General features: G+C 64.1%; 25 protein-coding genes. 10 read left to right on the top strand and 15 right to left on the bottom strand.

The features are described from left to right. Window position 1 precedes the first annotated feature (1 nt). The 3 genes from VIL88_RS07530 to VIL88_RS07520 form a co-directional block, all read right to left on the bottom strand. Entirely contained in the window at window positions 2–580 is a 579-nt protein-coding gene (locus VIL88_RS07530; protein ID WP_331987411.1) for a TetR/AcrR family transcriptional regulator, read from the bottom strand. 119 nt (window positions 581–699) lie between these two features. Continuing rightward, window positions 700–2,085, bottom strand: a complete 1,386-nt coding sequence (locus tag VIL88_RS07525; RefSeq protein WP_331987410.1) for a HAMP domain-containing sensor histidine kinase — start codon at window positions 2,083–2,085, stop codon at window positions 700–702. Then, entirely contained in the window at window positions 2,055–2,591 is a 537-nt protein-coding gene (locus VIL88_RS07520; RefSeq protein WP_331987409.1) for a molybdopterin-dependent oxidoreductase, read from the bottom strand. Before VIL88_RS07520 ends, VIL88_RS07525 begins: the two co-directional genes overlap by 31 nt. Window positions 2,592–2,804: 213 nt before the next feature. On the opposite strand from VIL88_RS07520, the gene VIL88_RS07515 reads away from it, so the two are divergent. Further along, window positions 2,805–4,208: an FAD-binding oxidoreductase gene (locus VIL88_RS07515; RefSeq protein ID WP_331987407.1), complete on the top strand. Its 1,404-nt coding sequence runs from the start codon at window positions 2,805–2,807 to the stop codon at window positions 4,206–4,208. Between the two features lie 283 nt (window positions 4,209–4,491). Then, window positions 4,492–4,701 carry a hypothetical protein gene (locus VIL88_RS07510; RefSeq protein WP_331987406.1) on the top strand — a complete coding sequence of 70 codons (210 nt, stop codon included), beginning with the start codon at window positions 4,492–4,494 and terminating at the stop codon, window positions 4,699–4,701. A gap of 3 nt (window positions 4,702–4,704) precedes the next feature. Here VIL88_RS07510 and VIL88_RS07505 read toward each other — a convergent pair whose 3' ends face one another. Genes VIL88_RS07505 through VIL88_RS07495 form a run of 3 tightly spaced genes read right to left on the bottom strand, consistent with a single transcriptional unit; the run spans window position 4,705 to window position 7,648 of the window. After that, a complete protein-coding gene (locus VIL88_RS07505; protein ID WP_331987405.1) occupies window positions 4,705–5,739 on the bottom strand; it encodes a response regulator in 1,035 nt (344 codons plus the stop codon). Beyond that, the gene (locus tag VIL88_RS07500; RefSeq protein ID WP_331987403.1) at window positions 5,736–7,109 is read right to left on the bottom strand and encodes a HAMP domain-containing sensor histidine kinase; all 1,374 of its coding nucleotides are present in this window, start codon (window positions 7,107–7,109) and stop codon (window positions 5,736–5,738) included. The genes VIL88_RS07505 and VIL88_RS07500 overlap by 4 nt, the downstream gene beginning before the upstream one ends. Then, the gene (locus VIL88_RS07495; RefSeq protein WP_331987402.1) at window positions 7,106–7,648 is read right to left on the bottom strand and encodes a molybdopterin-dependent oxidoreductase; all 543 of its coding nucleotides are present in this window, start codon (window positions 7,646–7,648) and stop codon (window positions 7,106–7,108) included. The genes VIL88_RS07500 and VIL88_RS07495 overlap by 4 nt, the downstream gene beginning before the upstream one ends. A 271-nt stretch (window positions 7,649–7,919) precedes the next feature. On the opposite strand from VIL88_RS07495, the gene VIL88_RS07490 reads away from it, so the two are divergent. The 3 genes from VIL88_RS07490 to VIL88_RS07480 all read left to right on the top strand — a co-directional run bounded on the left by VIL88_RS07490 (window position 7,920) and on the right by VIL88_RS07480 (window position 8,650). Beyond that, a complete protein-coding gene (locus tag VIL88_RS07490) occupies window positions 7,920–8,144 on the top strand; it encodes a hypothetical protein (RefSeq protein WP_331987400.1) in 225 nt (74 codons plus the stop codon). A 172-nt stretch (window positions 8,145–8,316) separates the two neighbouring features. After that, window positions 8,317–8,481: a DUF1127 domain-containing protein gene (locus VIL88_RS07485; protein WP_331987399.1), complete on the top strand. Its 165-nt coding sequence runs from the start codon at window positions 8,317–8,319 to the stop codon at window positions 8,479–8,481. A 22-nt stretch (window positions 8,482–8,503) separates the two neighbouring features. Beyond that, window positions 8,504–8,650, top strand: a complete 147-nt coding sequence (locus tag VIL88_RS07480) for a hypothetical protein (RefSeq protein WP_331987398.1) — start codon at window positions 8,504–8,506, stop codon at window positions 8,648–8,650. Window positions 8,651–8,749: 99 nt separating this feature from the next. Here the strand turns inward: VIL88_RS07480 and VIL88_RS07475 are convergent, their stop codons facing one another. Continuing rightward, window positions 8,750–10,516, bottom strand: coding sequence for a sensor domain-containing diguanylate cyclase (locus VIL88_RS07475; protein WP_331987396.1), 1,767 nt, complete (start codon window positions 10,514–10,516; stop codon window positions 8,750–8,752). 158 nt (window positions 10,517–10,674) lie between these two features. Continuing rightward, window positions 10,675–11,928, bottom strand: coding sequence for a D-amino acid dehydrogenase (locus VIL88_RS07470; protein ID WP_331987394.1), 1,254 nt, complete (start codon window positions 11,926–11,928; stop codon window positions 10,675–10,677). Between the two features lie 122 nt (window positions 11,929–12,050). On the opposite strand from VIL88_RS07470, the gene VIL88_RS07465 reads away from it, so the two are divergent. Further along, window positions 12,051–12,941 (top strand): sugar kinase, encoded by an 891-nt coding sequence (locus VIL88_RS07465; RefSeq protein ID WP_331987392.1) that lies wholly within the window; start codon window positions 12,051–12,053, stop codon window positions 12,939–12,941. On the opposite strand, the gene VIL88_RS07460 is transcribed toward VIL88_RS07465, so the two are convergent. From VIL88_RS07460 to VIL88_RS07450, 3 genes are read right to left on the bottom strand one after another with little or no spacing between them, the layout of a single operon-like run. Further along, window positions 12,938–13,465 (bottom strand): peptidylprolyl isomerase, encoded by a 528-nt coding sequence (locus VIL88_RS07460; protein ID WP_331987390.1) that lies wholly within the window; start codon window positions 13,463–13,465, stop codon window positions 12,938–12,940. The genes VIL88_RS07465 and VIL88_RS07460 overlap by 4 nt on opposite strands. A 39-nt stretch (window positions 13,466–13,504) precedes the next feature. Then, window positions 13,505–14,275 (bottom strand): SDR family oxidoreductase, encoded by a 771-nt coding sequence (locus VIL88_RS07455; RefSeq protein ID WP_331987388.1) that lies wholly within the window; start codon window positions 14,273–14,275, stop codon window positions 13,505–13,507. A gap of 18 nt (window positions 14,276–14,293) precedes the next feature. Next, window positions 14,294–14,977, bottom strand: coding sequence for a GntR family transcriptional regulator (locus tag VIL88_RS07450; RefSeq protein ID WP_331987386.1), 684 nt, complete (start codon window positions 14,975–14,977; stop codon window positions 14,294–14,296). A gap of 131 nt (window positions 14,978–15,108) precedes the next feature. Here VIL88_RS07450 and VIL88_RS07445 point away from each other — a divergent pair, with 131 nt between their 5' ends. The 4 genes from VIL88_RS07445 (at window position 15,109) to VIL88_RS07430 (ending at window position 19,497) form a co-directional block, all read left to right on the top strand. Then, complete coding sequence (locus VIL88_RS07445) at window positions 15,109–16,638, top strand: aldehyde dehydrogenase family protein (RefSeq protein WP_414650113.1); 1,530 nt, start codon at window positions 15,109–15,111, stop codon at window positions 16,636–16,638. A gap of 94 nt (window positions 16,639–16,732) precedes the next feature. Further along, window positions 16,733–17,683: a substrate-binding domain-containing protein gene (locus VIL88_RS07440; RefSeq protein ID WP_331987384.1), complete on the top strand. Its 951-nt coding sequence runs from the start codon at window positions 16,733–16,735 to the stop codon at window positions 17,681–17,683. 99 nt (window positions 17,684–17,782) lie between these two features. Beyond that, a complete protein-coding gene (locus VIL88_RS07435) occupies window positions 17,783–18,772 on the top strand; it encodes an ABC transporter permease (RefSeq protein WP_414650117.1) in 990 nt (329 codons plus the stop codon). After that, entirely contained in the window at window positions 18,769–19,497 is a 729-nt protein-coding gene (locus VIL88_RS07430) for an ATP-binding cassette domain-containing protein (RefSeq protein WP_331987382.1), read from the top strand. Before VIL88_RS07435 ends, VIL88_RS07430 begins: the two co-directional genes overlap by 4 nt. A gap of 145 nt (window positions 19,498–19,642) precedes the next feature. Here the strand turns inward: VIL88_RS07430 and VIL88_RS07425 are convergent, their stop codons facing one another. The 4 genes from VIL88_RS07425 to VIL88_RS07410 all read right to left on the bottom strand — a co-directional run bounded on the left by VIL88_RS07425 (window position 19,643) and on the right by VIL88_RS07410 (window position 23,656). Further along, on the bottom strand, window positions 19,643–20,422 hold the full coding sequence (locus tag VIL88_RS07425) for an SDR family NAD(P)-dependent oxidoreductase (RefSeq protein WP_331987380.1): 780 nt from the start codon (window positions 20,420–20,422) through the stop codon (window positions 19,643–19,645). Between the two features lie 49 nt (window positions 20,423–20,471). After that, the gene (locus VIL88_RS07420) at window positions 20,472–21,908 is read right to left on the bottom strand and encodes a M81 family metallopeptidase (RefSeq protein ID WP_331987378.1); all 1,437 of its coding nucleotides are present in this window, start codon (window positions 21,906–21,908) and stop codon (window positions 20,472–20,474) included. Then, the gene (locus tag VIL88_RS07415; RefSeq protein WP_331987376.1) at window positions 21,908–23,086 is read right to left on the bottom strand and encodes an MFS transporter; all 1,179 of its coding nucleotides are present in this window, start codon (window positions 23,084–23,086) and stop codon (window positions 21,908–21,910) included. Before VIL88_RS07415 ends, VIL88_RS07420 begins: the two co-directional genes overlap by 1 nt. A 78-nt stretch (window positions 23,087–23,164) precedes the next feature. Beyond that, complete coding sequence (locus VIL88_RS07410) at window positions 23,165–23,656, bottom strand: hypothetical protein (protein WP_331987374.1); 492 nt, start codon at window positions 23,654–23,656, stop codon at window positions 23,165–23,167. Window positions 23,657–23,768 lie beyond the last annotated feature (112 nt).

Here is a 23,768-nt window from a genome sequence, read left to right as displayed (position 1 = left end):
CTTAAGTGGTCGGGAGCGGCACTTCGCCGGGTTCGGCTGTCACCAGCCAATGGATTTCGCGCAGGATGCGGGCGCGCTCAGCGCTGTCGAAATGGTGGAAGTCGAAATGCTCGAGCAGCTTGAGGCCCTCAAGCGCCAGGTAGGCGAGTTGCGCGCCGCGCGGCGACGCTTCGGTTTCCCGGATGCGGTCAAGAACGGCGGCCTGGTTGAGCTGCATCTTTTTGCGCAGGCCCTGGTCGAGGACGAGAGCCGCACTGAGGTTGAGGGCGGCGTTGCGGAAATCGTCGGGGGGAGGGGCCGAAGCCGTCACGATGCGGCTGGCTGCCACCGATGACGATCCGCTCTGCTGCAGGGCGGCTTCCACTTCGCCATGCGCGGCGTTGTCACGCTGGAAGGCCCGCTCGATCACGGCTTCCATGATCGCCTGCTTGCTCTTGAAGTCATAGAGCACCGTCGCCTTGCTGACGCCGGCTTCCGCAGCGACCCGCTCGATGGTGAGATTGGCAGCGCCATCCCGGGCAACCACCTGCTCGGCTGCATCGAGGATGCTCTGCTGATCCACCACCCGCTTGCGGCCCATGACCTGCTCCGATTTATTTCCGACCGTTCGGTTATAAATAATGATAGACTGGGCGTCAAGTGAGCGCCTTGCGATCTCCGCACCTTCTTTCAAAGAGAGGCCGGTTCTCCGGCCAAGCCTCAGGCTGCCCCAGCTTGAACGAACCGCGGCGCTTCGGCCGCGCGGAAGGGGAAGACCAGGGTGAAGGTCGATCCCTTGCCTTCGCTGCTCTGGACATCGACGCGGCCGCCATGGAGTTCCATGATCTGCGACACGAAGTTGAGGCCGATGCCGGTGCCCGGAATGCCTTCCGCCGTGCGGGCGCGGAAGAACCGTTCGCTTACAAAGCCCACTTCGTCTTCCGGAATGCCCACGCCGTGATCTTCGACGCTGATGTGGATGTCGCCGCCTTGCCGCCAGCCGCGAACCGAGACGGCGCTGTTTTCCGGCGAGTATTTGAGGGCGTTGGAGAGAAGGTTCTGCACTGCCTGTTCCAGCAGCGTCGTATCGGCCATGGCGACTTCCGGCAGCGCCTCCAGTGAGCGCCTGATCCGCCCCTGGTCTTCCTCCGGCTGGTTCTCGCAGACCGAAACGATCAGCTGGTGGAGATTGCAGGGGCGGGCATTGAAGCTGATCTCGCCCTGCTCGAGCCGCGCTGCATTGAGCGTGCTTTCCATCAGGCGCGTCAGCCGCTGGCAGGCATTGCGGATCTTGGTGACGCGGTTGGTCAGCTCTTCGGCCGACATCGCCGCGCCGCGCCGCAACATGCGCTGCGAACTGGCGTCGATGATGGAAAGCGGGGTTCGGAACTGGTGCGACACCACTGAAGTAAAGGCGCGATGCAGCCGGGACACTTCCCGCTCGTGGCTCAGCGCTGCTTCGGCGCGCGCCATGCCGCGATGCCCGCGCACCACAATGATGGCAACGATGACGCCGGCGACAAGCGTGGCGAGAAGGAAGGCGAGGATTTCAAAGAGGATCTGCCGGCGGCCGTCGCGGACGGTGCTTTGCCGCTCGCGTCCATCCAGCATGCCGGCATTGGCAAGGTCGCGCATGGTCAGCGCCATGGCGGCGGCCGTGTCGTGCAGCGCCGCTATGGCCGCCTCGTCTTCCGGGACCATGGTTGCCAGCGGCACGCGATGCGCTTCCAGCTGCGTCCGCAGTGAAGCGATTTCGTCCTCGAACCCGATCGCCTCGACCCGCCGGGTCATCTGTCCTTCCTCGAACAGCGTTATGCGGCTGTCGAGCAGGTCGTAGCGCAGCACCAGTTCGTCATGGGAGACACGGCCAAGCTCGAACAGCAGCGCCGTATCGGCCAGCCGCATCGCTTCGTACTGGCCTTGGCTCGAAAACCAGATGACCCCCTCGGCCGGTTCGCCGGCAAGGCGGTTTTCGTTCACGGCGAGGCGCGTCACCGCCGTGAGCAGCAGCACGAACAGAACGGTCAGGGCCAGGGCCGAGGCCAGAAATGGCCGCGACAGCCATGGCCTCAGCGTCATTGCACGCTGAGCGACTTGAGTTGCCATACCCATCTGTCGTGCAGCCGCCGATCCTGAAGTGCCCGTTGGTCGTCGCGCGGATAAACGATCCAGAGCGGGCCCTTGTCGCTGACGCGCAGTTCTTCGCCATTCATCGCAGTGGCGAGCAGCACGTCATAGTTCTGGAAGTCTTCCATCGGTACCTCGACCGTATAGTCGTTGAGGGCAGCGGCGGCGACCGTGGTGCCCTCCGCGCCGACGCGCTCGAACACGGTGCGGGCAAGCACGCCGGTGAAGACCTGCACGCCATCCGTCCACGGCGTCGAGGTGCGGATTTCGGTTTCGCCGAGTGCCGTGAGCATGTCGCGGTCGAAGGCGGCGCCCTCCTCGCTATTGGTAACCTCGACATTGCCGCGGACCACCAGGATCACGTCGCCCGTGGGCGCAGGAAGCGGCTCGAGCGTCTGAGCCGCCGCCGGCGAGGCTGCCAGGGCAAAAGCGGCGACGGCGCCCGCCAGCGCGCGCAGCCAAGTTTTCGGAAGCAACAAAGACATAGCTGACCCCTCATCTACTACTTTGATCAAGTACAATCATCTACGCCGCGGCGAGCCGGAACGCATCAAGATTCTTGCTGACGGATAAAAACTGATGAAGAGAGGCCGCCAAGCCAATGTGCCCCCATAAACGGGTGGGGAACTGCCCGTCGGCTTGCTCTATGCCGCGTCGCCATGGGGCGCCCACGAAGGCGCCGAAATGGAGCGAGAACAATGAACGTGCATTTGCGGGTGGGTGCACCCAAGACTACGCCTCTTCTTGCGCTGGGCATCGAAGCGCTACGGGCGCGCCTCAACGGGCGCCTGGTTGGCGTGGACGACGAGGACTATGACGCCACGCGCGGCATAGCCCACAGCAACTGGGATCAGTATCCGCTGTTTGTGGCGCGGGTGGCCGACGCCCCGGATGTGGCCGATGTCGTTGATTTCGCGCGCCGCAATCAGCTTGAGATCGCCATCCGCAGCGGCGGCCATTCTGTCTGCGGGCATAGCGCCAGCCAGGATGGCGTCGTCATCGACCTGCGCGACCTGCAGTCGCTCGACATTGATCTGGACGAGATGACCGTCTGGGTCGGCAGCGGCCTGACCGCAGGCGAGGTCTCGGCCGCACTTGACCAGCACCGTGTCGTCGTCGGCTTCGGCGATAGCGCCATGGTGGGCGTCGGCGGCCTGACCCTCGGGGGCGGCGTCGGCTACATGACGCGCAAGTTCGGCCTCACCATCGATGCGCTGGTGGCGGCCGAGGTGGTCACGGCCTCGGGCAATATCCTGATGGTCAGCGAAACGAGCCATCCCGAACTGTTCTGGGCCTTGCGCGGCGGCGGCGGAAATTTCGGCGTGGTGACGCGCTTCTGCTTCCGCCTCAACCCGCTGCCCGAGTTCACTGGTGGCCCGCTGGTGCTGCCGGCGACGCCGGAAGTGCTGGCCGGGTTCGTGGCTGCGGCCAAGGCTGCTCCCGACGAACTCACCACGATTCTCCTGGCCATGCCAGCGCCGCCCATGCCCTTCCTGCCGCCCGAGCTCTTCGGCAAGACGGTGCTGATCGGCATGATGGCCTATGCGGGCCCCGCCGGCGAGGCGCAGGCGGCGCTGGCGCCCTTCCGCGCCTTGGCCGAACCCATTGCCGACCTAGTGCGGCCGGGCCCTTACAGCATGATGTACCTGCCCGAAGATCCTTCCATGAAGCCGACGATCTCAGTGAGGACGCTGTTCAAGGATGACCTCAGCGTCACCGAAGCCGCCGAAGTCCTCCGGCGCCTCGAACTCTGCGATGCGCCCATGCGCATGGCGCAGATCCGGGTGCTGGGGGGAGCGGCAGCGCGGATCAGCAACGAGGCAACCGCCTATGCCAATCGTGACGCCGCCATGCTGGTCGGTTTCCTCGCAATCGACGGCACGGCCGAAGCTGCTGCCCGCCACGACATCTGGGGCAGCGACTGTGTTGCCGCACTCGGTGGCGCGCCGCGTGGCACCTATGTCAACTTCCTTGCCGATCAGGGCGAGGATATGGTGCGCGCCAGCTATCCGGGCGCGACCTGGCAGCGGCTCCGGCAGGTCAAGCAAAGCTATGACCCGGCTAACGTCTTCCGCCGCAACCAGAACATTCCGCCCGTCTGAGACGTGGCACGATCAATCGCCAACAAAAGGCGCCGGTCCTCAGGGTCCGGCGCCTTTTTGCTTCCGCAACCAGCCGAAAAATCCTTTGCGCCCACCCATTTGAGGGGCGAGCCATCCTTTAAGAGGTGGTTAATGGCGCCCAGACGATGTGGCGCCGCCCATCGCTTTTTCTGGACCACCAAATGCAACGAACCGTCTTGCTGACGAGCCTTTACATGCTCGTCCTCACACTTCTGGCTTTGCCCTATGGCCTCACCGCCTGAGATCGGAAAGGATCCCTCACATGCCCCGCCTGCCTCATACCATCGACTTCGATGAGCTTGCCTATCCCGAGCTCGGCGACATCTTCCGCGGCATCGATCTTGCCATCGCCTCAATCATTTCGAGCGATCCCGCCTTCCGGCCCAGGCCGGCGCACAAGCGGCGCAGCCTTTCGGCCAAGCCGGGCAGTGCCGGCACCCGGAAGGGCCGCGTGGAGCGCAAGGCCGCCTGAGGCTCAGGACTTGCCCAGGGCCACCGGGTTGGACATGAAGAGGCTGATCAGGTCTGCCTGCCGGTCGGTCTCGGTTTTGCGGAACAGGTTCTTGAGCGTATAGCTCACCGTGTTGCGCGACAGACCGAACTCGTCGGCAATTTCGTCGAGCCGCAAGCCGCGCACCAGGGCCAGGGCCAGCCGCGTCTCCGCAGGCGACAGGCCATAGAGCTGGGCCACCGCATGGGCCGCATCGCTGGAGCGCCATTCCGGATCGGTCACGAAGAGCCCGACTGCTGGCTCCCCGGCTCCGGCCGGTCCGCGCCCCAACGGACAGGCTACGGCGATCAGCGGCCGCCTGCCGCTGTCGCGGGTCAAGGCGACGGCGTCGCTGCCCTGCCGGTTGCCGGCAGCGACGCGGCTGATCGCGAGGTCGATGATGTCCCGCAGCGCCTGCGTTTGCTGCGGCTTCTCGCCCCGCAGCAGCCCCTCCCTCGACAGCGTCAACCCGTCCGCCTCGGCCAGCAGTTCCTCGGCCCGCTGGTTGCGGAAAAGGACCTTGCGCTCGGCATCGAGCAGGAAAACCCCGATGGAAATGCGGTTCAGCGCCTCGTCGGCGCCCAGGAGCGCGGCCCGAAGACTATGGCTGTCGCTCTCGCTCTGCTGCGGCTTGGCGCCCTTGATCCGCGCCACCTGGTCGAGGCGGGCGGCAATGGTGATCAACATGAGGTCGAAGTCGATCGGCTTGGTTAGGTAGTCGTCGACGCCGGCCTCCTTGCCGGCGATGATGTCGCGCCGTCCGGCAAGGGCAGTCAGGAAGATAAAGGGCAGCTCGGCCAGCCCCGGCTCCTGGCGCACCAGGCGCAACAGGTCCAGGCCCGACATGCGCGGCATGGTGATGTCGCACAGCACGAGGTCGTAGCTGCGCGCCTTGAGTCGCTCCAGCGCCTCCTGGCCATTGCCGGCCTCGTCCACCTGATAGCCGGCGGCGACCAGTTCCTCGCAGATATCCGCCCGCAGGTCCGCTTCGTCCTCGACACAAAGAATGGTCGCGCTCATGAGTCTGCCGTTTCGATCTGGTTGAGCTTGCTGGCGCCCTGCGCCAGCGGCTGGTTGACGGGCATGCGCAGGGTAAAGGTCGAGCCTTGGTTTTCTACGCTCTGGGCTTCGACGCGGCCGTGGTGCAGCACCATGATCTGTTCCACGAAACTGAGGCCGATGCCGGTGCCCGGAATGCCTTCCGCCGTGCGCGCGCGGAAGAACCGGCGGAACAGCGAACTCATTTCGTCGGCGGGAATGCCGACGCCATGGTCGGTCACCGAGATGCGCAATTTGTCGGCGCGCTGCTGCGCCTCGATCACCACGCGTTCGCCGTCCGGCGAATACTTGAGGGCGTTGGAGACGAGGTTCTGCACGGCCTGTTCAAGCAGGGTCGCATCCGCCTCGATCCAGGCCGGCAGCGACTCCACGACAAGCTCGATCCGCTGCTGGTCCTGTTCGGGCTGATTGTCGATGACGTGCCGGAGCAGGGCCTCCACGTCGCAGGGGCGGATGTTTAGAGTGATCTCGCCTTCCTCTAGCCGTGCCGCATTGAGGGTGCTGTCCATCAGCCGGGTCAGCCGCAGGCAGGCGGAGCGGATTTTCTCCGCCCGCTGCGCGATCTCGGACAGGTCCATGCTGCCGCCGCGCCGGATCATGCGCTGCGCGCTGGCGTCGATGATGGCAAGCGGCGTGCGGAACTGGTGCGATACCACCGAGATGAAGGCGCGGTGGAGGCGCGACACCTGCCGCTCGCGCTCGAGGGCCGCTTCGGCACTGACCATGTTGCGATGGTCGCGGACCAGGACGAATGCAAGGATGAGGCCCGCGACCGTGGTGGCCACCAGCGTGCCGAGCACCTCGAACAAGGTGTGCCGCCGGTGCTCGCGCAGCATGGCCTCGCGTTCGCGCTCCTTGAAGAGCGCTGCATTGGCAATGTTGCGGAGATTGCCCGCGAGTTCCTGGGCCCCCTCATGTAGATCGTCAATGGCTGCGGTGTCGGTGGGCTGCAGCGTCAGCAGTTGCTCTGTGGCCTGGTCGACGCTCTGGCGGAACCCCACCAGGTCACCATCGTGACCGATGCTTTGCAACTGCCGGTAGGTCTCCCCATCTTCGAGCACGGTGATGCGGCTGCTCAGGAGATCGAGCCGCAGTTGCGGCTCATCCAGGGTGGTCAGGCCGCGGGCATAGCTCTGCAGCGCATCGGCGAAGCGGACGGCTTCATACTGACCCTGGCTGGAAAGCCAGACCATGTCCTCGGTGATATAGTCCCGCTGCTGGTTCTCGCTGGTCAGCAGCCTTACCGACGCCGCGACCAGCAGCGAGAACAGAAACGCCATGGCCAGGAGCGCCACTAGGAAGCGCCGGGTCATCCACGGCCGGAGGCTCATCGGATCTCGAGCGACCGCAGCTGCCAGGCCCACCGGTCGTTGTATTCGGGCTGCTGCAGTTCGGGAAAGTCGTCGCGCGGATAAACAATCCAGAGCGGGCCGCGGTCGCGCACCGGCATTTCCTCGCCATTCATGAAGGCGGCCAGCAGCACGCCATATTGCTGCGCGTCGCTGAAGGGAAAGGAGGTGACGAAATCGTTGAGTGCCGTGGCGGTAACGGTGGTGCCCTCGGCGCCCACGCGCTCCAGGACTTTCTGGAGCGTCACACCGCGAAAGCTTTGGATGCCGTCAGTCCATGCCGTCGTGGTTTCGAGGTCGCCGAGGCCGAGCGCATAGAGCATCTCGCGGTCGAAATCGGCACTGTCGCCATTGTTGGTGACGGCAATGGTGCCCGATACGCTCAGGATCACCGGGCCGGTTGGCGATGGCAGCGGTTCCTGCGCCCAGGCAGGCGCCATGGCGCTGGAGGTGGCGGCAAGAACGACACTCGCCTGCATCGCCTTGCGCAATGCAGCAACAAACGTCCGGTGTAACAGCATGGTCTCGGCATTCCCCAGATGTGCGGAGCGCTCCGCAGCATCGCCTCTATATTGATGCAGCCCGTTGCTTGGGTCCAGCGGTCTGGGCCGTAAAAATTGCAATTATCGTGCATGCCCACCTCTTTGAGTGGGGACAATCGCGCAAAATTTCCATTCCAGACGGGCCATATTCGCGCTTCTACGGATCACCGGCCTCCCACTCGTTTGGGTGGCGACGGAAAGTGGGGAATGTGAGATCAGGCACCATTCCCCCAAAGATGTGGAGGCAGCCATGCCCAGTCACCATCCAGACCTATCCATGACCAGCAATATCCTGCTCGCCATGCTGGCTGTCGGCTACGAACTGGTCGGCCTGCGCACCACGCTTCTGCTTGCTGTTGCCCTGGTCGTGCTGGTGCTCGCCCTGTCAGTCATCGCGGCGCTCCTGTCTCAGCGCGCCCGACCCATGCCGCCACCTACCCATTTGGGTGGGGCCATGCGCGGCGACCTGCCTTAACATGGAGCGCCTACGCCGTCCTGACCGGCATCTGGCCTCCCACTAAAGCCGCTTTGCACCCTGTGCGAGCGGCTTTTTGTTTGGGCGAAAACTTTCGCGCGTCCCGCTCAAACAGGTGGGGCGAGGCTGGTGCGGTGGCCGTAGAAGCCGCGCATCAGCAACGGAGATCATCATGATCAACATCATCGAAAACTGGCGCCAGAAGCGCCTCACCCGCAAGACCCGTCAGGAGCTCTATGGTCTCAGCGACCAGATCCTCTCCGACATCGGGCTCACCCGTTCCGATATCGCCCTGATCGGACCCACTGGCCTGCGTCATGAACGCTTCGGCCGCTAAGGACCCGCGACACGACATGTATATGCGCAAGTCCACTCGCCAGCGCCTGCATCGCGCTGGCTTTCTCCTTCTGGCTTTGGTCATCCTGATGCCGAAGCTGGAGCTGCCCGCTCCCACCGAGGTCATCGCCTTTTTCGATGTCCTCGGCTTTGCGTCGCAGGTCGGCTGATCCACAGCGACCTCGACCCTCTCCGGTAATTCCCGCACATGAAGAACAATGCCGGGCCAAGCCCTAGCCTTGTTCTTCCTGTTGCGCCTGCGCCACGCGCTAGGCGGCGAGGCGCTCTCGTAGACTCGCCGGGCTGGCGACCACGACGCAGTTGCGACCCTTGGCCTTGGCTTCATAGAGAGCCCGGTCTGCACGTTCTATGACATCCTCGATGTCGCGGTCGTCCATGGCAGCCATGGCGCCGCCGATCGACACCGTCACATGAATGGCGCCATGCTCTGGGTGCTCGATCAGCGCACTGGCGATCTTCTGCCGGATGCGCTCGGCCAGGATTTCGGGGCCTTCCTTCTCGGTCTCGCGCAGGAGAACGACGAATTCCTCGCCGCCAAAGCGCGCCACCTTGTCGATGTTGCGCGCTTCGGCCAGCACGCTTTCGCCCACCGTGCGGATCACGTCATCGCCCACGCCGTGGCCATAGGTGTCGTTTACCCGCTTGAAGAAGTCGATATCGATGACGAGGACGCCCACATCGCGCTTGTGGCGCTTGAAGTAGTTCATGGCATCCGAGCCGAAGACTCGGAAGGCGCGGCGGTTGAGCAGGCCGGTCAGCGGGTCGGTATCGGCCAGGACCTGGAGCGCATGCATGTCCTCGCCCATGCGGAGGGTCTTCTCGGCCAGGAGCTGCTTGCTCAGCAAAGCCTCGCGCTGCGCGGCTTCCTGCGCCGTTTCGGCCGTGCCGACGCGCCGCAGCAGCGAGCGGATGGAGACCGAAAGCTGCGACACGTCGCGCGAGGAGTGGTCGCGCGAGATCATCGTGGCGCCGCCGTCACGGCCAATGCGGTCGATGCCGTCCGCCAGTTCGGCCAGCGGTCGCGTCAGGCCACGCGCCAGGATGCTGGTAGCCGCCGCACCGATGGCAGCAAAGACCAGTCCGATCAGCATGATCACGGCAGCGAGTTGGTTGGCCGGCGCCATGGCAAGATCCAGCGGCCGCCGGGCAACGACTGTCCAGCCGAGCCCCGGATAATCGAGGTAACCTTCGGTGGCGACGGCCGCAGCCAGGTGATCGGCAGTGCCCGTCGTGTCGTGGAAAGACTGACGCCCGGCCTTGCGGAACGCGCTGACCATTTCCTCAGTATAGGGCATGGTGCCATAGGGCGGGCCGAGGAGGGCGGCGCCGTTGCTGCTGAGCACCCAGATTTCCGTCGCCAGCGAGGCGTCGACGGTTGAAAGCACGGTTTCGCGGACGACGCTGGCCCAGGTCCAGCTCATATGCGCACCAAGCACGCCGATTGTTTCCCCTGCAGCATTCTTGACCGGCACGGCGACGTCCACGAAACGGAACGGCTCGCCATTGGCCTGCGGTCCGAGGAGCTCGGCCAGTAGCTTGGCATCGTGCACGTCCTTGACCGTCAGGCCCTGCAGACCATCGATGAACCAGGGGCGCTGCGCCACTGACACGCCTTCCAGCATGCCGTTGGTAGCGGCCTTGACGGTGCCGTCGGGCAGGGCAAAGCCGATCCAGGCATATTCGGGCAGGGTATCCTGCAATTGCTGCAGCACGGAGCGGATCTTGGCCGGCTCGTCCATCCAGATGTCCTGCAGCGGCTCAAGCGCTGCGAGGTTGCGCACTTCGCGGAAGCGCTCGAACATGCGCGCATCGAGGCGCTCGGCCATGTTGGAAGCGACGCCGACGATCTCCGCCTCGGCGCGCTGCGCCGCCTGCTGCCGCCCCACAAAGGCAGCCGTGGCCGAGAGGGCGATGATCAGGGCCAGGCAAAGCGCGGCGGTGACGACCGCCACCTGCTGGCCGAGCGTCGAGCGGTCGCGCAGCATCAGGAAATAATCGGCAAGCATCTTGGACATGGGCAGCCCCAGCAGGTTCACCCGAGCATGGTTCCCACGTAAGCTGCTCTAAACGCTTAATAATGCCTGCAATCTGCCGGGAAGCTTAGCGGCGAGTTAAAAACGCTCATCCTCAGGCTTCCACGTATCAAAATGTATGCCCCTGGTCCTTGGCGGCGCTAGATGTAGCGCGAGGGCCCTAGGTCGGAAATGTCAATGTCGGGCCGCTGCCCGGAAACGAGATCGGCGATGACGCGGGCTGACCCGCAGGCCATGGTCCAGCCGAGCGTGCCATGACCACTGTTGATCAGGAGGTTGCTGAGCTTGGAGTGGCCAAGAATGGGGGTGCTGTCCGGCGTCATTGGCCGCAGGCCGGTCCAGAAAGTTGCCGCGACCGTGTCGCCTGCGCCCGGGAACAGGTCGTTGAGGCAATGCGCCAGGGTAGCACGGCGCTCCGCCGGCAGGTCGGTGCTATAGCCCGAAAGCTCGGCCATGCCCCCCACCCGGATACGATTGCCCAGGCGCGTGACCGCGATTTTGTAGCTCTCGTCGAGCACCGTCGAGACCGGCGCTGCATCGGCATCGAGAACGGAGGCCGTGATCGAATAGCCCTTCACCGGGTAGATGGGGAGATCGATGCCCACCTTGCGCGCGAGCTTGGGTGTGTGGCTGCCAATGGCGAGCACATAGCGGTCTGCGGTGATCCTTCCCGCGCGGGTCAAAACGCCTGTCACCTCGTTACCGGAGGTCTCCAAGGCTTCGATCGTGGTGCTGAACCGGAAGGTGACGCCCAAAGCGGCGGCCAATTCGGCCAGCCGCTGCGTGAACATGTGGCAGTCACCGGTTTCGTCGCCAGGGAGCCGCAGTGCGCCCATTATGGTGGCACTGGAGCGCTTGAGGCCAGGCTCGGCCGCGATGGCGCCGGCGCGGTCGAGCACTTCGAAATCGACACCGTATTGTGCTAACACTTCGGTATCCTTATGGGCACTTTCGACCTGCTTCTGTGTGCGGAAAAGCTGCAGCGTGCCGCCCATACGCTCGTCGTACTGGATGCCCGTTTCGGACCGCAAATCCTTCATCACGTCGCGGCTGTATTCGGCCACCCGCACCATGCGCGCCTTGTTGACTGCGTAGCGCTCGGCCGTGCAATTGCCCAGCATCTGCAAGATCCAGCGCGCCATATAGGGGTCAGGCACCGGCCGCACGATGAGCGGCGGATGGCGCATCGTCAGCCATTTGATCGCCTTGCGCGGAATGCCCGGCCCCGCCCATGGCGAGGAATAGCCGGGCGAAACTTCGCCGGCATTGGCGAAGCTGGTTTCAAGCGCCACCCCCGCCTGCCGTTCGATCACCTCAACCTCGTGGCCCGCCTTGGCCAGGTAGTAGGCCGTGGTGACACCGATAACTCCGCCGCCCAGAACAACGACTTTCATGCTGCAGTTTCCAGTTCAGAACCCACGCGCGGCATCCATGGCCGCCAAAGGAAGCTACTCCACCGATAGGATTTGCGCTATCTCGCCAAGCACTTCGCGTTCCCATAACCGGGCAGCTCCAATTGGCCACCAACAGCACCATTCTCGTCGTCGGCGATGTCATGACCGACATCATCGTGGTGCCCGAAGGCGCCCTTGTCAGGGGCTCGGATCGGGCCGCCACCATTCGCCAGCGACCCGGTGGCTCGGGGGCAAACCAGGCCGTCTGGCTCGGCGCCATGGGTGCCCATGTGCGCTTCGCCGGCCGGGTGGGGCAGGAGGATCGCTGCCGGCTCGAGGAGTATTTCCGCGACAGGAGGGTCGAGCCCCTGCTAGCGGCTGACCCGGCACTGCCATCGGGCGTCTTGGTCACCATGGTCGATCCCGATGGCGAACGGAGCTTCCTGACCGATCGCGGGGCAAACCTTCATCTTTGCGAGCATGACCTGCCGCCATCTTTGCTGGAAGGCGTCGGCATGGTCATGGCTTCGGGCTACAGCTTCTTCGAGCCAGGACCTCGCGCGGCCGTGCAGTCGCTGCTGCGCCGGGCGGCGTCGCAGGGTGTTCCCTCTGCCATCGATCCGGCATCGGTGGGCTTCCTCCTTGCGGTCGGTCCGGAAAACTTCCTCTATTGGACTCAAGGTGCCAGCTGGATTTTCGCCAATGAAGACGAGGCGAGGACGCTGACCGGGAGCAAGGAGAGCCAAGAACAACTCCGGCTGCTCGGCCAGCACTATGGCAACGTGGTGCTGAAGCGCGGCGCCCAAGGCGCCATGCTCGGCGGCGCGGCGGGCATGCGAATGCAACTGCCGGCGCCCGTCGTTCCCGTCCTGGATACAACCGGCGCCGGCGACGCCTTCGCCGCCGGTTTCATGGCGACCTACCTGGCGTCCGGCGACGAGGCAACGGCGCTCGAGGCCGGCATTGCCGCCGGTTCGCAGGCTGTCCAGGCCATAGGCGGTCAGCCCGCCTAGAGGCGGCGGGCGCCCGTGAATTGAACCGGCGTGGCCAGGGATTCGCTATCGCGCTGGGCGCGTCCGAAGATGGACCTGACGACGTCCTCGCCACTGACCACCTGGCCAAAGGCGGCAAAACCCAGTCCGTCGGGATTGCGGCCACCACCGTGGTCAAGCGCCGGTTGATCGCCAATACAGATGAAAAAGCCGGCCCCGGCCGTGCCGGGAGCAAAGCGCGCCATCGAAAGCGTCAGGTGCTTATGCTGCAAGCCGGTGACTGACGTCGGCTCGTGCGCGATGGTAGGAAAGACATGCGCATAGGCATTGTCCACAGGCGGAACGCCCCACTGCACGACCTCGATCTTATGCACCGTCTCCCTGGGCTGGTTGTCCAGGGTCACGATGCGGTAGGCCGTCATTCCGGCGATGTGGCCGCCGTCCACATAGCGGAGGAAGTTGGCGGCAGTGACCGGCGCCTTTTCGGTCTCGAGCGCCACGCTGAAGGGGCCCAGGTCGGTGTCGATTCCAACAAGTATCGTCATGGCGCTGCTTTAGCACGAGATTGGTGCGTCGCAACCGCGTCAGCCGTGGGCCCAGCCGCCATCGACAAGAAATTGCTGCGCCGAGATCATGGCACTGTCTTCCGCTGCGAGGAACAATGCCATGCGGGCCACATCTTCGGGATAGACCCGCCCCGCCAGCGCCTGGGTTGCATCGATCTGCCGCTCGGCCTCAGCGTCGACCCAATGGGTGAGTTGCCGCTCCGTCATGACCCAGCCGGGCACAAGGGAATTGACGCGGACGCCGTGCGGCCCGAGTTCCCGCGCCATGGCGCGGGTAAGGCCATGCGTCGCCGCTTTGGCGGTTTCATAGACCGGGATCTTGGGCGACATGATCATCCAGCTGATCGAGCCGGTATTGATGATCGAGCCGCGCTTGGCCTTGATCATGCCGGGCGCCACAGCTTGAATGGCAAAGAAGGCGTGCTTGAGATTGACCGCCATGCGGTCGTCCCAATAGGCGGGCGTCACCTCTATCCAGTCATGGCGTTGATCATGCGCGGCATTGTTGACCAGGACCAGCGCATCGCCATTCGCCTCGGCAAAGGTGTTGATCGCTGCCTGGTAGGCCGCAACATCCGTTATATCGCAGGCCGCAAACAACGCTGTTTGACCGGCAGCGACAATCTCGGTCGCCAGCTGCTGGCCGCGTTCGGCCTGGATGTCGACGAAGCCCACCTTGGCGCCCTGGGCGGCAAACTCGCGCACCAGGCACTCGCCAATGCCCGAGGCACCGCCGGAAATCACCACCGGCACGCCATGGAGGCTGGGATAGCGGGCAAACTGAGTCATGGAGAGGCTCCGGGATAGTCAGATAAAAAGGCTGGCATGCTTGCTTTCGAGCTCGGGCAGGTCATCGAGAATGCTGCCCAGATGCTCCGCCATGGCGCTCTTGGCCCCTTCCACATCGTGGTCGTCAATTGCGGCCATGATGGCCTGGTGTTCGCGAACGCGGCGGGCCATGTCCGCCTCGCTCTGCAGCGTCATGTTGCAGACGCGATCCATGTGGGTCTTCATATCGGCGATGGCGATCCAGGCAATGCCGACGCCTGCGCCCTGCGCCACGGCAAAGTGGAACGCCTCATCATGTTCGCGGAAGCCGGCGTGATCGAGCTTGCCCGCCGCCTCTGCCTGCTTGCCGATGAGGCTGGCGATACGCTTGCGCTGCCAAGGGTCAAAGCTCTCGGCCGCCTTGGCTACAACGGCGATTTCCACCGACTGCCGCACAAACAGCGCCTCCGTCATCTCCTTGGCCGAGATCCGGGCCACGACTGTGCCGCGGTGCGGGCGAATCTCGATCAGCCGCGAATTAGCCAGCCGGATGAGCGCCTCTCGCACAGGCTGCCGTGAAACGCCGAGCCGGGTCGCGATGTCCTGTTCGCTGAGGCGGGCGCCGGGCAGCAGTTCCAGTTCGATAATGGCCCGGCGCAGGTCCTTTTCGATCGAAGCGGCGGCGCTTTCCCCGCTTTCGGCAGTCGGCATATCCAAAGTCATCTTACATCTCGCCCACGCCATTGACAGGAGATGTCAATGCGCCATACGGTACCATACAATTCCATACAGGACGCAGCAACAGCGTCCAAGATGCTTGAGGAGGGTGGGCCTAGCCTGCCAGTGCGATACGCATGCAGTCACGCTTTCAGGATAATTTCGTTGCCCCGAACCTTAGTGATGCGCGGCTGGCGAGTAAACGCAGCTATCGCATGCTGATCGACGGGAAGTCGGTCGATGCGCAGTCTGGCGAGACGGTGACGCGCGAAAGCCCCGGCCATCGTGGCAAGGTGGTGGGCGAGTGGCCCGCCGGCACCGCGGCCGATGCCGGACTTGCCATAGCCGCGGCCCGCAATGCCTTCGACAACGGCCCCTGGCCGCGCATGAGCGGCGCCGAACGCTCCACCATCCTGCATGCCGTTGCCGCCAAAATCCTGGCGCATGTCGATGAACTTGGCCTGATCGAATGCCTCGAGACGGGCAAGCCTTTGGAGCAGGCGAAGGGCGAGATCGGCTATTGCGCTGACCTCTGGACCTATGCGGCGGGCATGTCGCGGGGTCTCGAAGGCGCGACGCACAACAATATTGGCGAGAACCGCCTCGGCCTCGTCCTGCGCGAGCCGGCAGGCGTCGTGGGCATCATCACGCCGTGGAACTTCCCCTTCATCATCGTGTCCGAGCGTGTGCCGTGGGCGCTGGGCGCGGGCTGCACCGTGGTGGTCAAGCCCAGCGAATTCACCTCTGGCACGACGATCCGGCTGGCCGAACTGGCGCTGGAGGCCGGGCTGCCGGCGGGCGTCTTCAATGTCATCACCGGCTATGGGCCGGCCGCGGGACAGGTTCTGGCCGAAGATCCGCGTGTGGACGTGCTGGCCTTTACCGGCTCAGTACGGGTGGGAACCCAGCTGGCGGGGATCGCCGCGACTGGCGTCAAGCGCGTAGGTCTTGAACTGGGTGGCAAGGGGCCGCAGATCGTCTTTGCCGATGCCGATCTGGAAGCCGCGGCAGATGGCATCGCCTACGGTGTCTATCACAATGCCGGCCAGTGCTGCATTTCCGGCAGCCGCCTGATCGTCGAGAACTCCATTCGTCCCGCAATGCTGGAACGTCTTTTGGAGCTTTCGCGCAAGCTGCCCTTCGGCGATCCTTTGGGCCAAGGCACGCGCTATGGCGCCATGGTCACCCAGAACCACCTCGAAAAGGTCGCCTCCTATGTTGCGGCCGGTATCGACGAAGGCGCCGAAGTGCTGATCGGCGGCGACATGGTCGACGCCAAGAACGGCAATTTCTTTGCCCCGACGGTGTTCGACAAGGTGCGGCCCGACATGCGCATCGCGCAGGAGGAGATCTTCGGACCGGTCCTCGCCACCATCGGCTTCGATACGCCCGAGGAGGCCGTCGCTCTTGCCAACGGCACGGCCTTCGGCCTCTCCGCCAGCGTCTGGTCACGCGATCTGGAGAATGCCGTGCAGACCACCCGGAAGCTCCGGGCCGGCCGCTGCTGGATCAATTCGGTGATCGACGGCACCCCGGAACTGCCGATCGGCGGCTACAAGAAAAGCGGCACCGGCCGCGAGCTCGGCCGCTTCGGCTTCGATGAATATTCCCAGTTCAAGGGTCTCCACATGACGCTTGGGCGGGGACCAGCCTGGTTCCAGCACTGAGGAGAGCGAGAACCGGCAAAGCCATTCGCGCGGCGTGAGGATGCTGCGCGAAGCGGGACCTGAGGAGGGCCCGTTTCACAAGGGAGGAAATGCAATGAAACTGTTCAAGCTGACAGCAGCTCTGCTGGCAGGCTGCACGCTGCTGACCGGCGCCGCAGTGGCGCAGGATGATCCGGTGGAAGCTACCATGATCATCTATCTCGATCCATCGGTGCAGTTCTTCAATCCGGTGGTCAAGGGCGCCCAGGACGCCGCCACCGCCTTCAACGTCGATCTCGACGTCCAGTATGCCAACAATGACCCGGTCCGTCAGAACGACCTGATCGAGTCTGCGGTGGCTACTGGCGTGGACGGGATCGCCGTGTCGATCTCCAGCTCAGATGCCTTCGACGACAGCATCTGCGCCGCCGTCGAGGCCGGCATCGTCGTCATCGGCTTCAACAATGACGATCTCGAGGGCGCCGATGGCAATTGCCGCCAGGCCTATGTCGGCATGGACGAGGAAGCTTCCGGCTACGAGCTGGGCAAGCGCATGATCGAGGAATTCGGCCTCAAGGAAGGGGACGTGGTGTTCAACCCGCGCGAAATCCCAGAGGCCAGCTTTGCCGTGGCGCGTGGCGGCGGCATCGAGCGAGCCATGAGCGAACACGGCATCACCGTCGAAACGGTGCGCGCCGGCCTCGATCCGGCCGAGGCGCAGAACATCATGGCACAGGCGCTGATCGCCAACCCCGACATCAAGGCCGTGTTCGGCACGGGCTCGGTCACCTCAACGGTCGGCGCCGGCGCCATCCGCGATGCGGGTGTAGACGTACCCTTTGGCGGCTTCGACCTAGCGGTTGAGATCGTTGAAGCGGTGGAATCGGGCGCCATGTTCGCCACCATGGACCAGCAGCCCTACCTCCAGGGCTACTATCCGATCGCCCAGATCGCCATGGCGGCACGCTACGGCTTGACGCCGACAGACGTCGACACCGGCCAAGGCGCCTTTCTCAATCAGGAACGCATCGGCGTCGTGAAACCCTTCATCGGCACCTATCGCTGATGTGACAGCCCCGGCCGTCCGCATCCCAAGTCGACGGCCGGGGTCCCACTCCATCCGAGACAATGCACCGTGACCGACATGACTCACGTAAGCGCCACTATGCCCAGGCGCACGCCTGCCGATAGGCTTCACGCCCTCCTCGACATGCCCGCCGGAGCGATCCTGCTGGTCTTCGTTTTGGTGCAGCTGGGCTGCATCATCGCAGGCCTCTTGTTTCCCGAGGACTTCCGCTACCTCTCGCCGCAGAACATGGGCATCATGATGCGATCTGTGCCCGTGCTTGGCTGCCTGGCACTTGGCGCCGGCATGCTCATGATCGCCGGCGAGTTCGACCTGTCTATTGGCTCTGTCTACACCTTCACCGCCGTGGTGATGGCCATGCTGGTCGGCAATGGCGTCGATGCCTTCCTGGCCGCTCCAGTGGGCCTCTTGATCGGCGCCGCGATCGGGCTCTGCAACGGCGCGCTGACGCTGCGCTTTAACCTCCCCAGCTTCATCATTACCCTGGGCGGGCTGCTGTTCTGGCGCGGTGCCGTGCTCCTGCTCAACGGCGCTGTTCAGGTGCGGTTCGATCCCAATCCGGTTTTCGGCGCCATGTTCGGCGGCACGGTGCTGGGCATCAACGCTGCCTTCATCTGGTTCATCGCGCTCTGCCTGATATTCTGGGCGCTGCTGCATCGGCATCGCTTCGGCAACCATGTCTTTGCCACGGGTGGCAACCGCTCCGCCGCAACGGCGATTGGCGTCAACACCAATCGCATCAAGCTCATCACCTTTGCCATTGCCGGCTTCATGGCTGCCTTCGCTGGTATTCTGGCCACGACGCGCGTCGGCTCGGTGCAGCCGGGCCAGGGCGCCGGCCTCGAGCTTCAGGCCATCGCCGCCTGCGTCATTGGCGGATTGTCGCTGCGCGGCGGCCGCGGCTCGATCCTAGGCGTCTTTCTTGGGGTCATGCTGATCTTCACCATCACCGACGTGCTGCTCTTGATGCGGGCGCCGGGCTTTTACCTCGACATGTTCATCGCCACGCTGATCGTCGTGGCCTCGATCTTCAACCACGGTCTCGATCGTCGGGGAGCGGCATCATGAGCCTTCTAGCCCTGCACAACATCAACAAGACCTTCGGCCCGCTCAAGGCCTTGACCGATCTCAGCTTCGAAGTGGGTCACAGCGAAGTGGTAGGGCTTCTAGGCGATAACGGCGCGGGTAAGTCGACCACGGTCAACATGCTCTCCGGTATCCATCGGCCGAACTCGGGCTATATCTCAGTTGACGGCAAACGCCAGGACTTCGCCAGCCGGCGTGACTCGGCCGATGCCGGCATCGAGACCATCTACCAGAACACGGCTTTGGTCGATTGCCTCTCGATCTCCCGGAACATCTTCCTCGGGCGTGAACTCACCGACCGCTTCGGCTTCCTCGACCTCAAGCGAATGCGCGAGATTGCGATGGAAGTGCTGGAGAGCGCCGTCCACATCTCGGGCATCGACTCGCCCGACAAGCTGGTGGGCGATCTCTCCGGTGGCCAGAAGCAGGCGGTCGCCATTGCTCGTGCCGTCTTCTTCAAACGTCGCGTCCTGCTGCTCGACGAGCCGACTTCGGCTCTCTCGGTGCGGGAAACTGAAGCACTGTTGCATCAGGTGCTCAAGCTCAAGGAGGAGGGAGTGTCGAGCGTGCTTGTGACGCACAACCTCTACCATGCCTACCAGGTCTGTGACCGCTTCGTGATCATGAGCCACGGCACCAAGGTCTGCGATGTTGCCAAGGCGGACACGACGATCGAGGAACTCACTCAGCATGTGGTGTTGACCTGACGTACTGACCCCCTCCCACCCTCCCCCTGGAAGGGGGAGGAGCAGGTCCGGGACGTGGCATCATCTCGCCACGATTGCTAGGAAAACTCCTCCCCCTCACGGAGGGGGAGGCGAAGTGGGGCCCGGTCTAACTAGGAGGCGCGCCCTACCGCAGCAGCGACTGGCCGCCGTCGACATAGATGGGAACACCCGTCACGTGCCGGGCGGCGTCCGAGGCGAGGAAGGCGATGACGTCGGCGACGTCCTTGCTCTCCCCCGGTTTACCCCCGGTGATGGGAATATCCCCCTCGGGGAACTCGGCAGGCACTTCGGCTTCGTCGGAATTGCGCTGCTGTGAATTGTCGCTGATCTCGGTGTCGATCGCGCCCGGGCAGACCGCATTGACGCGAATACCGTCGTCGCCCAGCTCCAGCGACAATTGCTGGGCCATGGCCACCTGGGCCGCCTTGGTCGCCGAATAGGCAGTTGCGCCCGGCGAGGTGAAGGTGCGGTTGCCGTTGATCGAGGACACGATGATAATCGAGCCGCCCTGTTTCTTGAGCGCCGGCACCGTGTGGTGCAGCGTGAGATAGGTGCCACGCAGGTTGACACGGATGGTCTTGTCCCATTCGTCGACCTTGAGATCGTCGATGGGCGCCCACATCCCGTTGATCCCGGCATTGGCGACGACGATGTCAATGCGCCCATAGGTGCTGAGCGTCTGCTCGACGACATTCTTGACGTCATCCTGCTCGGATACGTCAGCAGCCACAGAAAGGGCATCGCCGCCTGCGGCCTTAATTTCGTCGCGGGTCTCGTCGATCTCCTCCTGCGTGCGGCTCACCACCACGACCTTGGCGCCGCCCTCAGCCAGGCGAACCGCCGCTGCCTTACCGATGCCAGAGCCTGCGCCGGTCACCAGCGCTACCTTGCCGTCGAATTCCATCTCTGTCTCCGATGCGTGTTTGCTGGGCAACGCACCGGAGAGGGAATGGTTACGCGCCGGCGCGCGCCGACCAGAGCACTTTGGGCGTGAAGGTGAAGTTCTGGTCGAATGGATATTGCGGCTCGCGCTTGTGCTTGCGCTCCAGCCGCTCGACGAACTGGTCCACCACACCGGGCGAAAGCGCCATTAAGCTGGGATTGGCGATGGGCCCAAGATCGGGGGAGAGATAGCCGGACTTCACTACGACGATCTTGGCCGTGCGGGGGTCAAGGCCCAGCTTGGTGAAGTCGGGGATGTTGTGGAAGGGGCGGCGCCGCGCCGTCAGCACGAGGTCGATGCCGCCGATGCGCACCACCGCTTCGCGCAGCCGCACATCCGCTGTTTCGAGCAGGAAGATCACTTCCGCCGTTCCCTCGACCTTGCGGCTCGATGGATCAAGGCTGCCGCCAATGGTTAGCGGCACCTGGGCACCGACGCCGGCAGCATAGGCCGCGTCAGTTGCTGCCTTGTCGGCAATGCCTGCAAAAATCACGCCCTGCGCGTTCTGGGCGATCAGTTCAGCCAGGACCTCTGCGCGGTCACCGACGCCGCCGCCAGTTGGGTTGTCTCCCGATTCCGCGAGCACAGCGGGGCTCGTTTCGGCCGTGACCGCCCATTGGACGCATTCGCTGATCGAGCCCGTCCTGGTGCCAAAGACGAAGTATTCGCGGATGTCCCAGTAGTTCTGCGCCAGGTGCTGCGCGGCTGCGCTCATCGCCGTGCGATCGGTGCCGGTAATCACGGCACAGGCCGTGGCGCGTGGTTCGTCGGCCCAGACATAGCCCACCTGGAAGGAGGCGTCCCAAATGCCGGTGGGGTCCTCCACCGCCTGTAGCTGGGTGTAGAAGGTCCGAGCCGGTTCGTCCTGTGTCGACGTACGCTCGCCGGGCAGGAGCACCGGCACCGGCGCCCAGGCGAGGACCGGGCGCTGACCGGTGGTGAGTGCCCGCACCAGCATGGTGACCGCGCGGCGCATCGTGTCAGGCACGTCTATATGTGGCGCGGTCCGGTAGGTGGAGAAGATATCCAGGCTGTCGACGATGCGCTGGCTGACATTGCCGTGGAGATCATAGCTTGCGGCGATCAGCACGTCCGGTCCGACCAGTTCGCGCACGGCGGCAATGAAGTCCCCTTCGGCATCATGCAGGCCTTCCACGAACATGGCGCCATGCATGGCGAGATAGACGCCGTCGAGCGGTATGGCGGCAGCAATCCCATCGAGGATTTCTTGCTTCCAGCGGGCATAGAGCGCCCCCTCCACCGGGCCACCGGCAATGGCCCTCGCATGCAGCACGGTGATGAACTCGGCGGGGAAGTGCGTCAGGAAATCGAAATAGGCATCCTTGAGCATGGATGGGCCGCGCAACAACCGGAAGTCGGCCTCGCGGGCAATCACGGGATTATAGGTGCTGCATTCGGTATGCAGGCCAGCAACGGCAATACGCATCAGAGCACTCCGGCTATTTCGGCTTCAGGATTGTGAGTGGGCTTGTTTCGAACGGCGAGCCGGCCGGTCAGCAGCAGGCTTATCAATAGCACGGGCAAGAGGCAGGCAATGCCCAGGCGTATTCCCGCGTGTTCAGCGACAAAGCCGATCACCGGCGGACCGACCAAGAAGCCGAGCAGCGCAACAAAGCTCAGCACGGCGACATTGGCCGAAGCGGCCCGATCGCCGATCCCCGCCGCTCCGGTGACCGCCAATGGGAACGCAACGGATACTCCGACACCAATGATGGCGAAGGCAACGAGGGCGATCGCCTCGTTAGGCGCGATATACAAGAGGGCAGCCCCTGCCACTGCCAGCACACCGCAAATCCGGGCAGTCGTGACCGCGCCGAACCGGCGCTTGAGCGTGTCGCCACCAAAGCGCCCCGCCGCCACCATCATGGCGAAAACCGAGTAGCCGAGCCCGACAAGGCCTCCCTCAGCACCAAGCGCATCGCGCAGGAAGATGGCCGACCAATCTGCCATAGCCCCTTCGGTCATGGTTACTCCGAAGACGAAAAAGCAGATGCCCAGCAGTGCCCAGCTCGGCAGCGCCCAGGCCGAACGCTGTTCGCCAGGCGCCTGCGGGGGCTCCGGGTAAACAGGCAGGCGGTTGGCGACCAGAAGTGCTATCGGCAGCACCAGGAAAGCAACCAGCGGAATGGCCCACTGCGCCGAGATGTCGATGCCGGCCATTGCCGACCCCAAAAGGCTGCCGACCATGATGCCGACCGACCAAAAGCCGTGCGACGTCGTCATGATTGTGGCACCCGTGCCCTTCTCAACGGCATCGGCCTGAACGTTGAGCCCGAGTTCCACAAAAGAGATCGAGGAGCCTGCCAGCATCAGCGCAACAAAGAGCAGCGCCGGATCGGGTGCAAGGGCCGGCAAGCTGACGGCCGCGGTGTAGAATACAAAGCCGGAAATGATTGCAGCGCGAGCGCCGATGCGGCCGACCAGGGGCCCGGCAAAGGGCAGCGTCAGCAGCGTGCCACAGGGCAGGCCGAGCAGCGCCAGTGCCAGGGCCGCCGGGCCCAGTCCCAGAGCGGTCTGCACCTCGGGTATGCGGGGCAGCCACGCCCCAAAGGCAATCGGCTGCAGAAAGAAGATCAGCATGGTCAGGCGTTGCGGCGACAGCATTGTGGCCTCAGGTTTGCGGGACGCTCCTTGAGAAGAGCCTAAGCTCCTGGGGGCGATCAGAAGCCAAGAGCGGCCGGCCTAGCTGGAAGCAGCTGATCCCATTGGATAGGGCAGGTAGCCGGCAAATCCGGTGAGCTTCCACACGCCTTCGACCTTGCGGCAGAAATACAGCGTCTGCCAGTTCAGGGTGTCCTTGCCACCGTCCGTGAGCTTGATCTCGCCGTCGAACTTCTTGTGCGCGATGGCGATGTCGCCGTTGATTTCGATCTCGGTGAGGCTGGTTGCGCGATGGATGCCGGCAAGAACGTCTTCGGCATAGTCAAGCTTCTGGCTTTCCCTGGCCTGCCGGATCCAATCGTCGCGATAGGCCTCAAGTGTCGGGAAGCTGATGCGCCAGTCGTCCGGATTGCCGGACTTCTTGCCGTTGATGCCGAGGAACCCTTCCTTGACGAAGTCGCCGTCCACCATGCTCCAATCGGCCGCGACGAAGGCAGCAATGTCGCGCTCCACCAGCATAGTCCAGATCGCACTCCGGTCAGGGTCGTTGGGGAAAGGATTGATGCTGGCCATTGGGATCTCGTCGTGGTGTCGGCTCGTGGTGAGCGGCTGGGTGTTTCATTTTTTCATCGGTGACATCTGACTGAAACAGCTCCCAAGAGCCCAGATGAATACCAATTGCGCC

Origin of the sequence: Devosia sp. (assembly GCF_036563435.1) — a bacterium.
Taxonomy (GTDB): Bacteria; Pseudomonadota; Alphaproteobacteria; order Rhizobiales; family Devosiaceae; genus Devosia.
Note: the sequence above shows the minus strand (reverse complement) of the source record. Positions and strands in the feature narration are given on the sequence as shown.

What these genes read in the sequence shown, in the direction of transcription:
- VIL88_RS07435 (WP_414650117.1), top strand. Translation starts at nt 17,783, where the DNA reads ATGCCCAGGCGCACGCCTGCCGATAGGCTTCACGCCCTCCTCGACATG.
- VIL88_RS07420 (WP_331987378.1), bottom strand. Translation starts at nt 21,908, where the DNA reads ATGCGTATTGCCGTTGCTGGCCTGCATACCGAATGCAGCACCTATAAT.
- VIL88_RS07455 (WP_331987388.1), bottom strand. Translation starts at nt 14,275, where the DNA reads ATGACTCAGTTTGCCCGCTATCCCAGCCTCCATGGCGTGCCGGTGGTG.
- VIL88_RS07485 (WP_331987399.1), top strand. Translation starts at nt 8,317, where the DNA reads ATGATCAACATCATCGAAAACTGGCGCCAGAAGCGCCTCACCCGCAAG.
- VIL88_RS07490 (WP_331987400.1), top strand. Translation starts at nt 7,920, where the DNA reads ATGCCCAGTCACCATCCAGACCTATCCATGACCAGCAATATCCTGCTC.
- VIL88_RS07525 (WP_331987410.1), bottom strand. Translation starts at nt 2,085, where the DNA reads ATGGCAACTCAAGTCGCTCAGCGTGCAATGACGCTGAGGCCATGGCTG.
- VIL88_RS07445 (WP_414650113.1), top strand. Translation starts at nt 15,109, where the DNA reads ATGCAGTCACGCTTTCAGGATAATTTCGTTGCCCCGAACCTTAGTGAT.
- VIL88_RS07505 (WP_331987405.1), bottom strand. Translation starts at nt 5,739, where the DNA reads ATGAGCGCGACCATTCTTTGTGTCGAGGACGAAGCGGACCTGCGGGCG.
- VIL88_RS07475 (WP_331987396.1), bottom strand. Translation starts at nt 10,516, where the DNA reads ATGTCCAAGATGCTTGCCGATTATTTCCTGATGCTGCGCGACCGCTCG.
- VIL88_RS07460 (WP_331987390.1), bottom strand. Translation starts at nt 13,465, where the DNA reads ATGACGATACTTGTTGGAATCGACACCGACCTGGGCCCCTTCAGCGTG.
- VIL88_RS07530 (WP_331987411.1), bottom strand. Translation starts at nt 580, where the DNA reads ATGGGCCGCAAGCGGGTGGTGGATCAGCAGAGCATCCTCGATGCAGCC.
- VIL88_RS07430 (WP_331987382.1), top strand. Translation starts at nt 18,769, where the DNA reads ATGAGCCTTCTAGCCCTGCACAACATCAACAAGACCTTCGGCCCGCTC.
- VIL88_RS07495 (WP_331987402.1), bottom strand. Translation starts at nt 7,648, where the DNA reads ATGCTGTTACACCGGACGTTTGTTGCTGCATTGCGCAAGGCGATGCAG.
- VIL88_RS07500 (WP_331987403.1), bottom strand. Translation starts at nt 7,109, where the DNA reads ATGAGCCTCCGGCCGTGGATGACCCGGCGCTTCCTAGTGGCGCTCCTG.
- VIL88_RS07450 (WP_331987386.1), bottom strand. Translation starts at nt 14,977, where the DNA reads ATGACTTTGGATATGCCGACTGCCGAAAGCGGGGAAAGCGCCGCCGCT.
- VIL88_RS07440 (WP_331987384.1), top strand. Translation starts at nt 16,733, where the DNA reads ATGAAACTGTTCAAGCTGACAGCAGCTCTGCTGGCAGGCTGCACGCTG.
- VIL88_RS07510 (WP_331987406.1), top strand. Translation starts at nt 4,492, where the DNA reads ATGCCCCGCCTGCCTCATACCATCGACTTCGATGAGCTTGCCTATCCC.
- VIL88_RS07470 (WP_331987394.1), bottom strand. Translation starts at nt 11,928, where the DNA reads ATGAAAGTCGTTGTTCTGGGCGGCGGAGTTATCGGTGTCACCACGGCC.
- VIL88_RS07425 (WP_331987380.1), bottom strand. Translation starts at nt 20,422, where the DNA reads ATGGAATTCGACGGCAAGGTAGCGCTGGTGACCGGCGCAGGCTCTGGC.
- VIL88_RS07480 (WP_331987398.1), top strand. Translation starts at nt 8,504, where the DNA reads ATGCGCAAGTCCACTCGCCAGCGCCTGCATCGCGCTGGCTTTCTCCTT.
- VIL88_RS07520 (WP_331987409.1), bottom strand. Translation starts at nt 2,591, where the DNA reads ATGTCTTTGTTGCTTCCGAAAACTTGGCTGCGCGCGCTGGCGGGCGCC.
- VIL88_RS07415 (WP_331987376.1), bottom strand. Translation starts at nt 23,086, where the DNA reads ATGCTGTCGCCGCAACGCCTGACCATGCTGATCTTCTTTCTGCAGCCG.
- VIL88_RS07515 (WP_331987407.1), top strand. Translation starts at nt 2,805, where the DNA reads ATGAACGTGCATTTGCGGGTGGGTGCACCCAAGACTACGCCTCTTCTT.
- VIL88_RS07410 (WP_331987374.1), bottom strand. Translation starts at nt 23,656, where the DNA reads ATGGCCAGCATCAATCCTTTCCCCAACGACCCTGACCGGAGTGCGATC.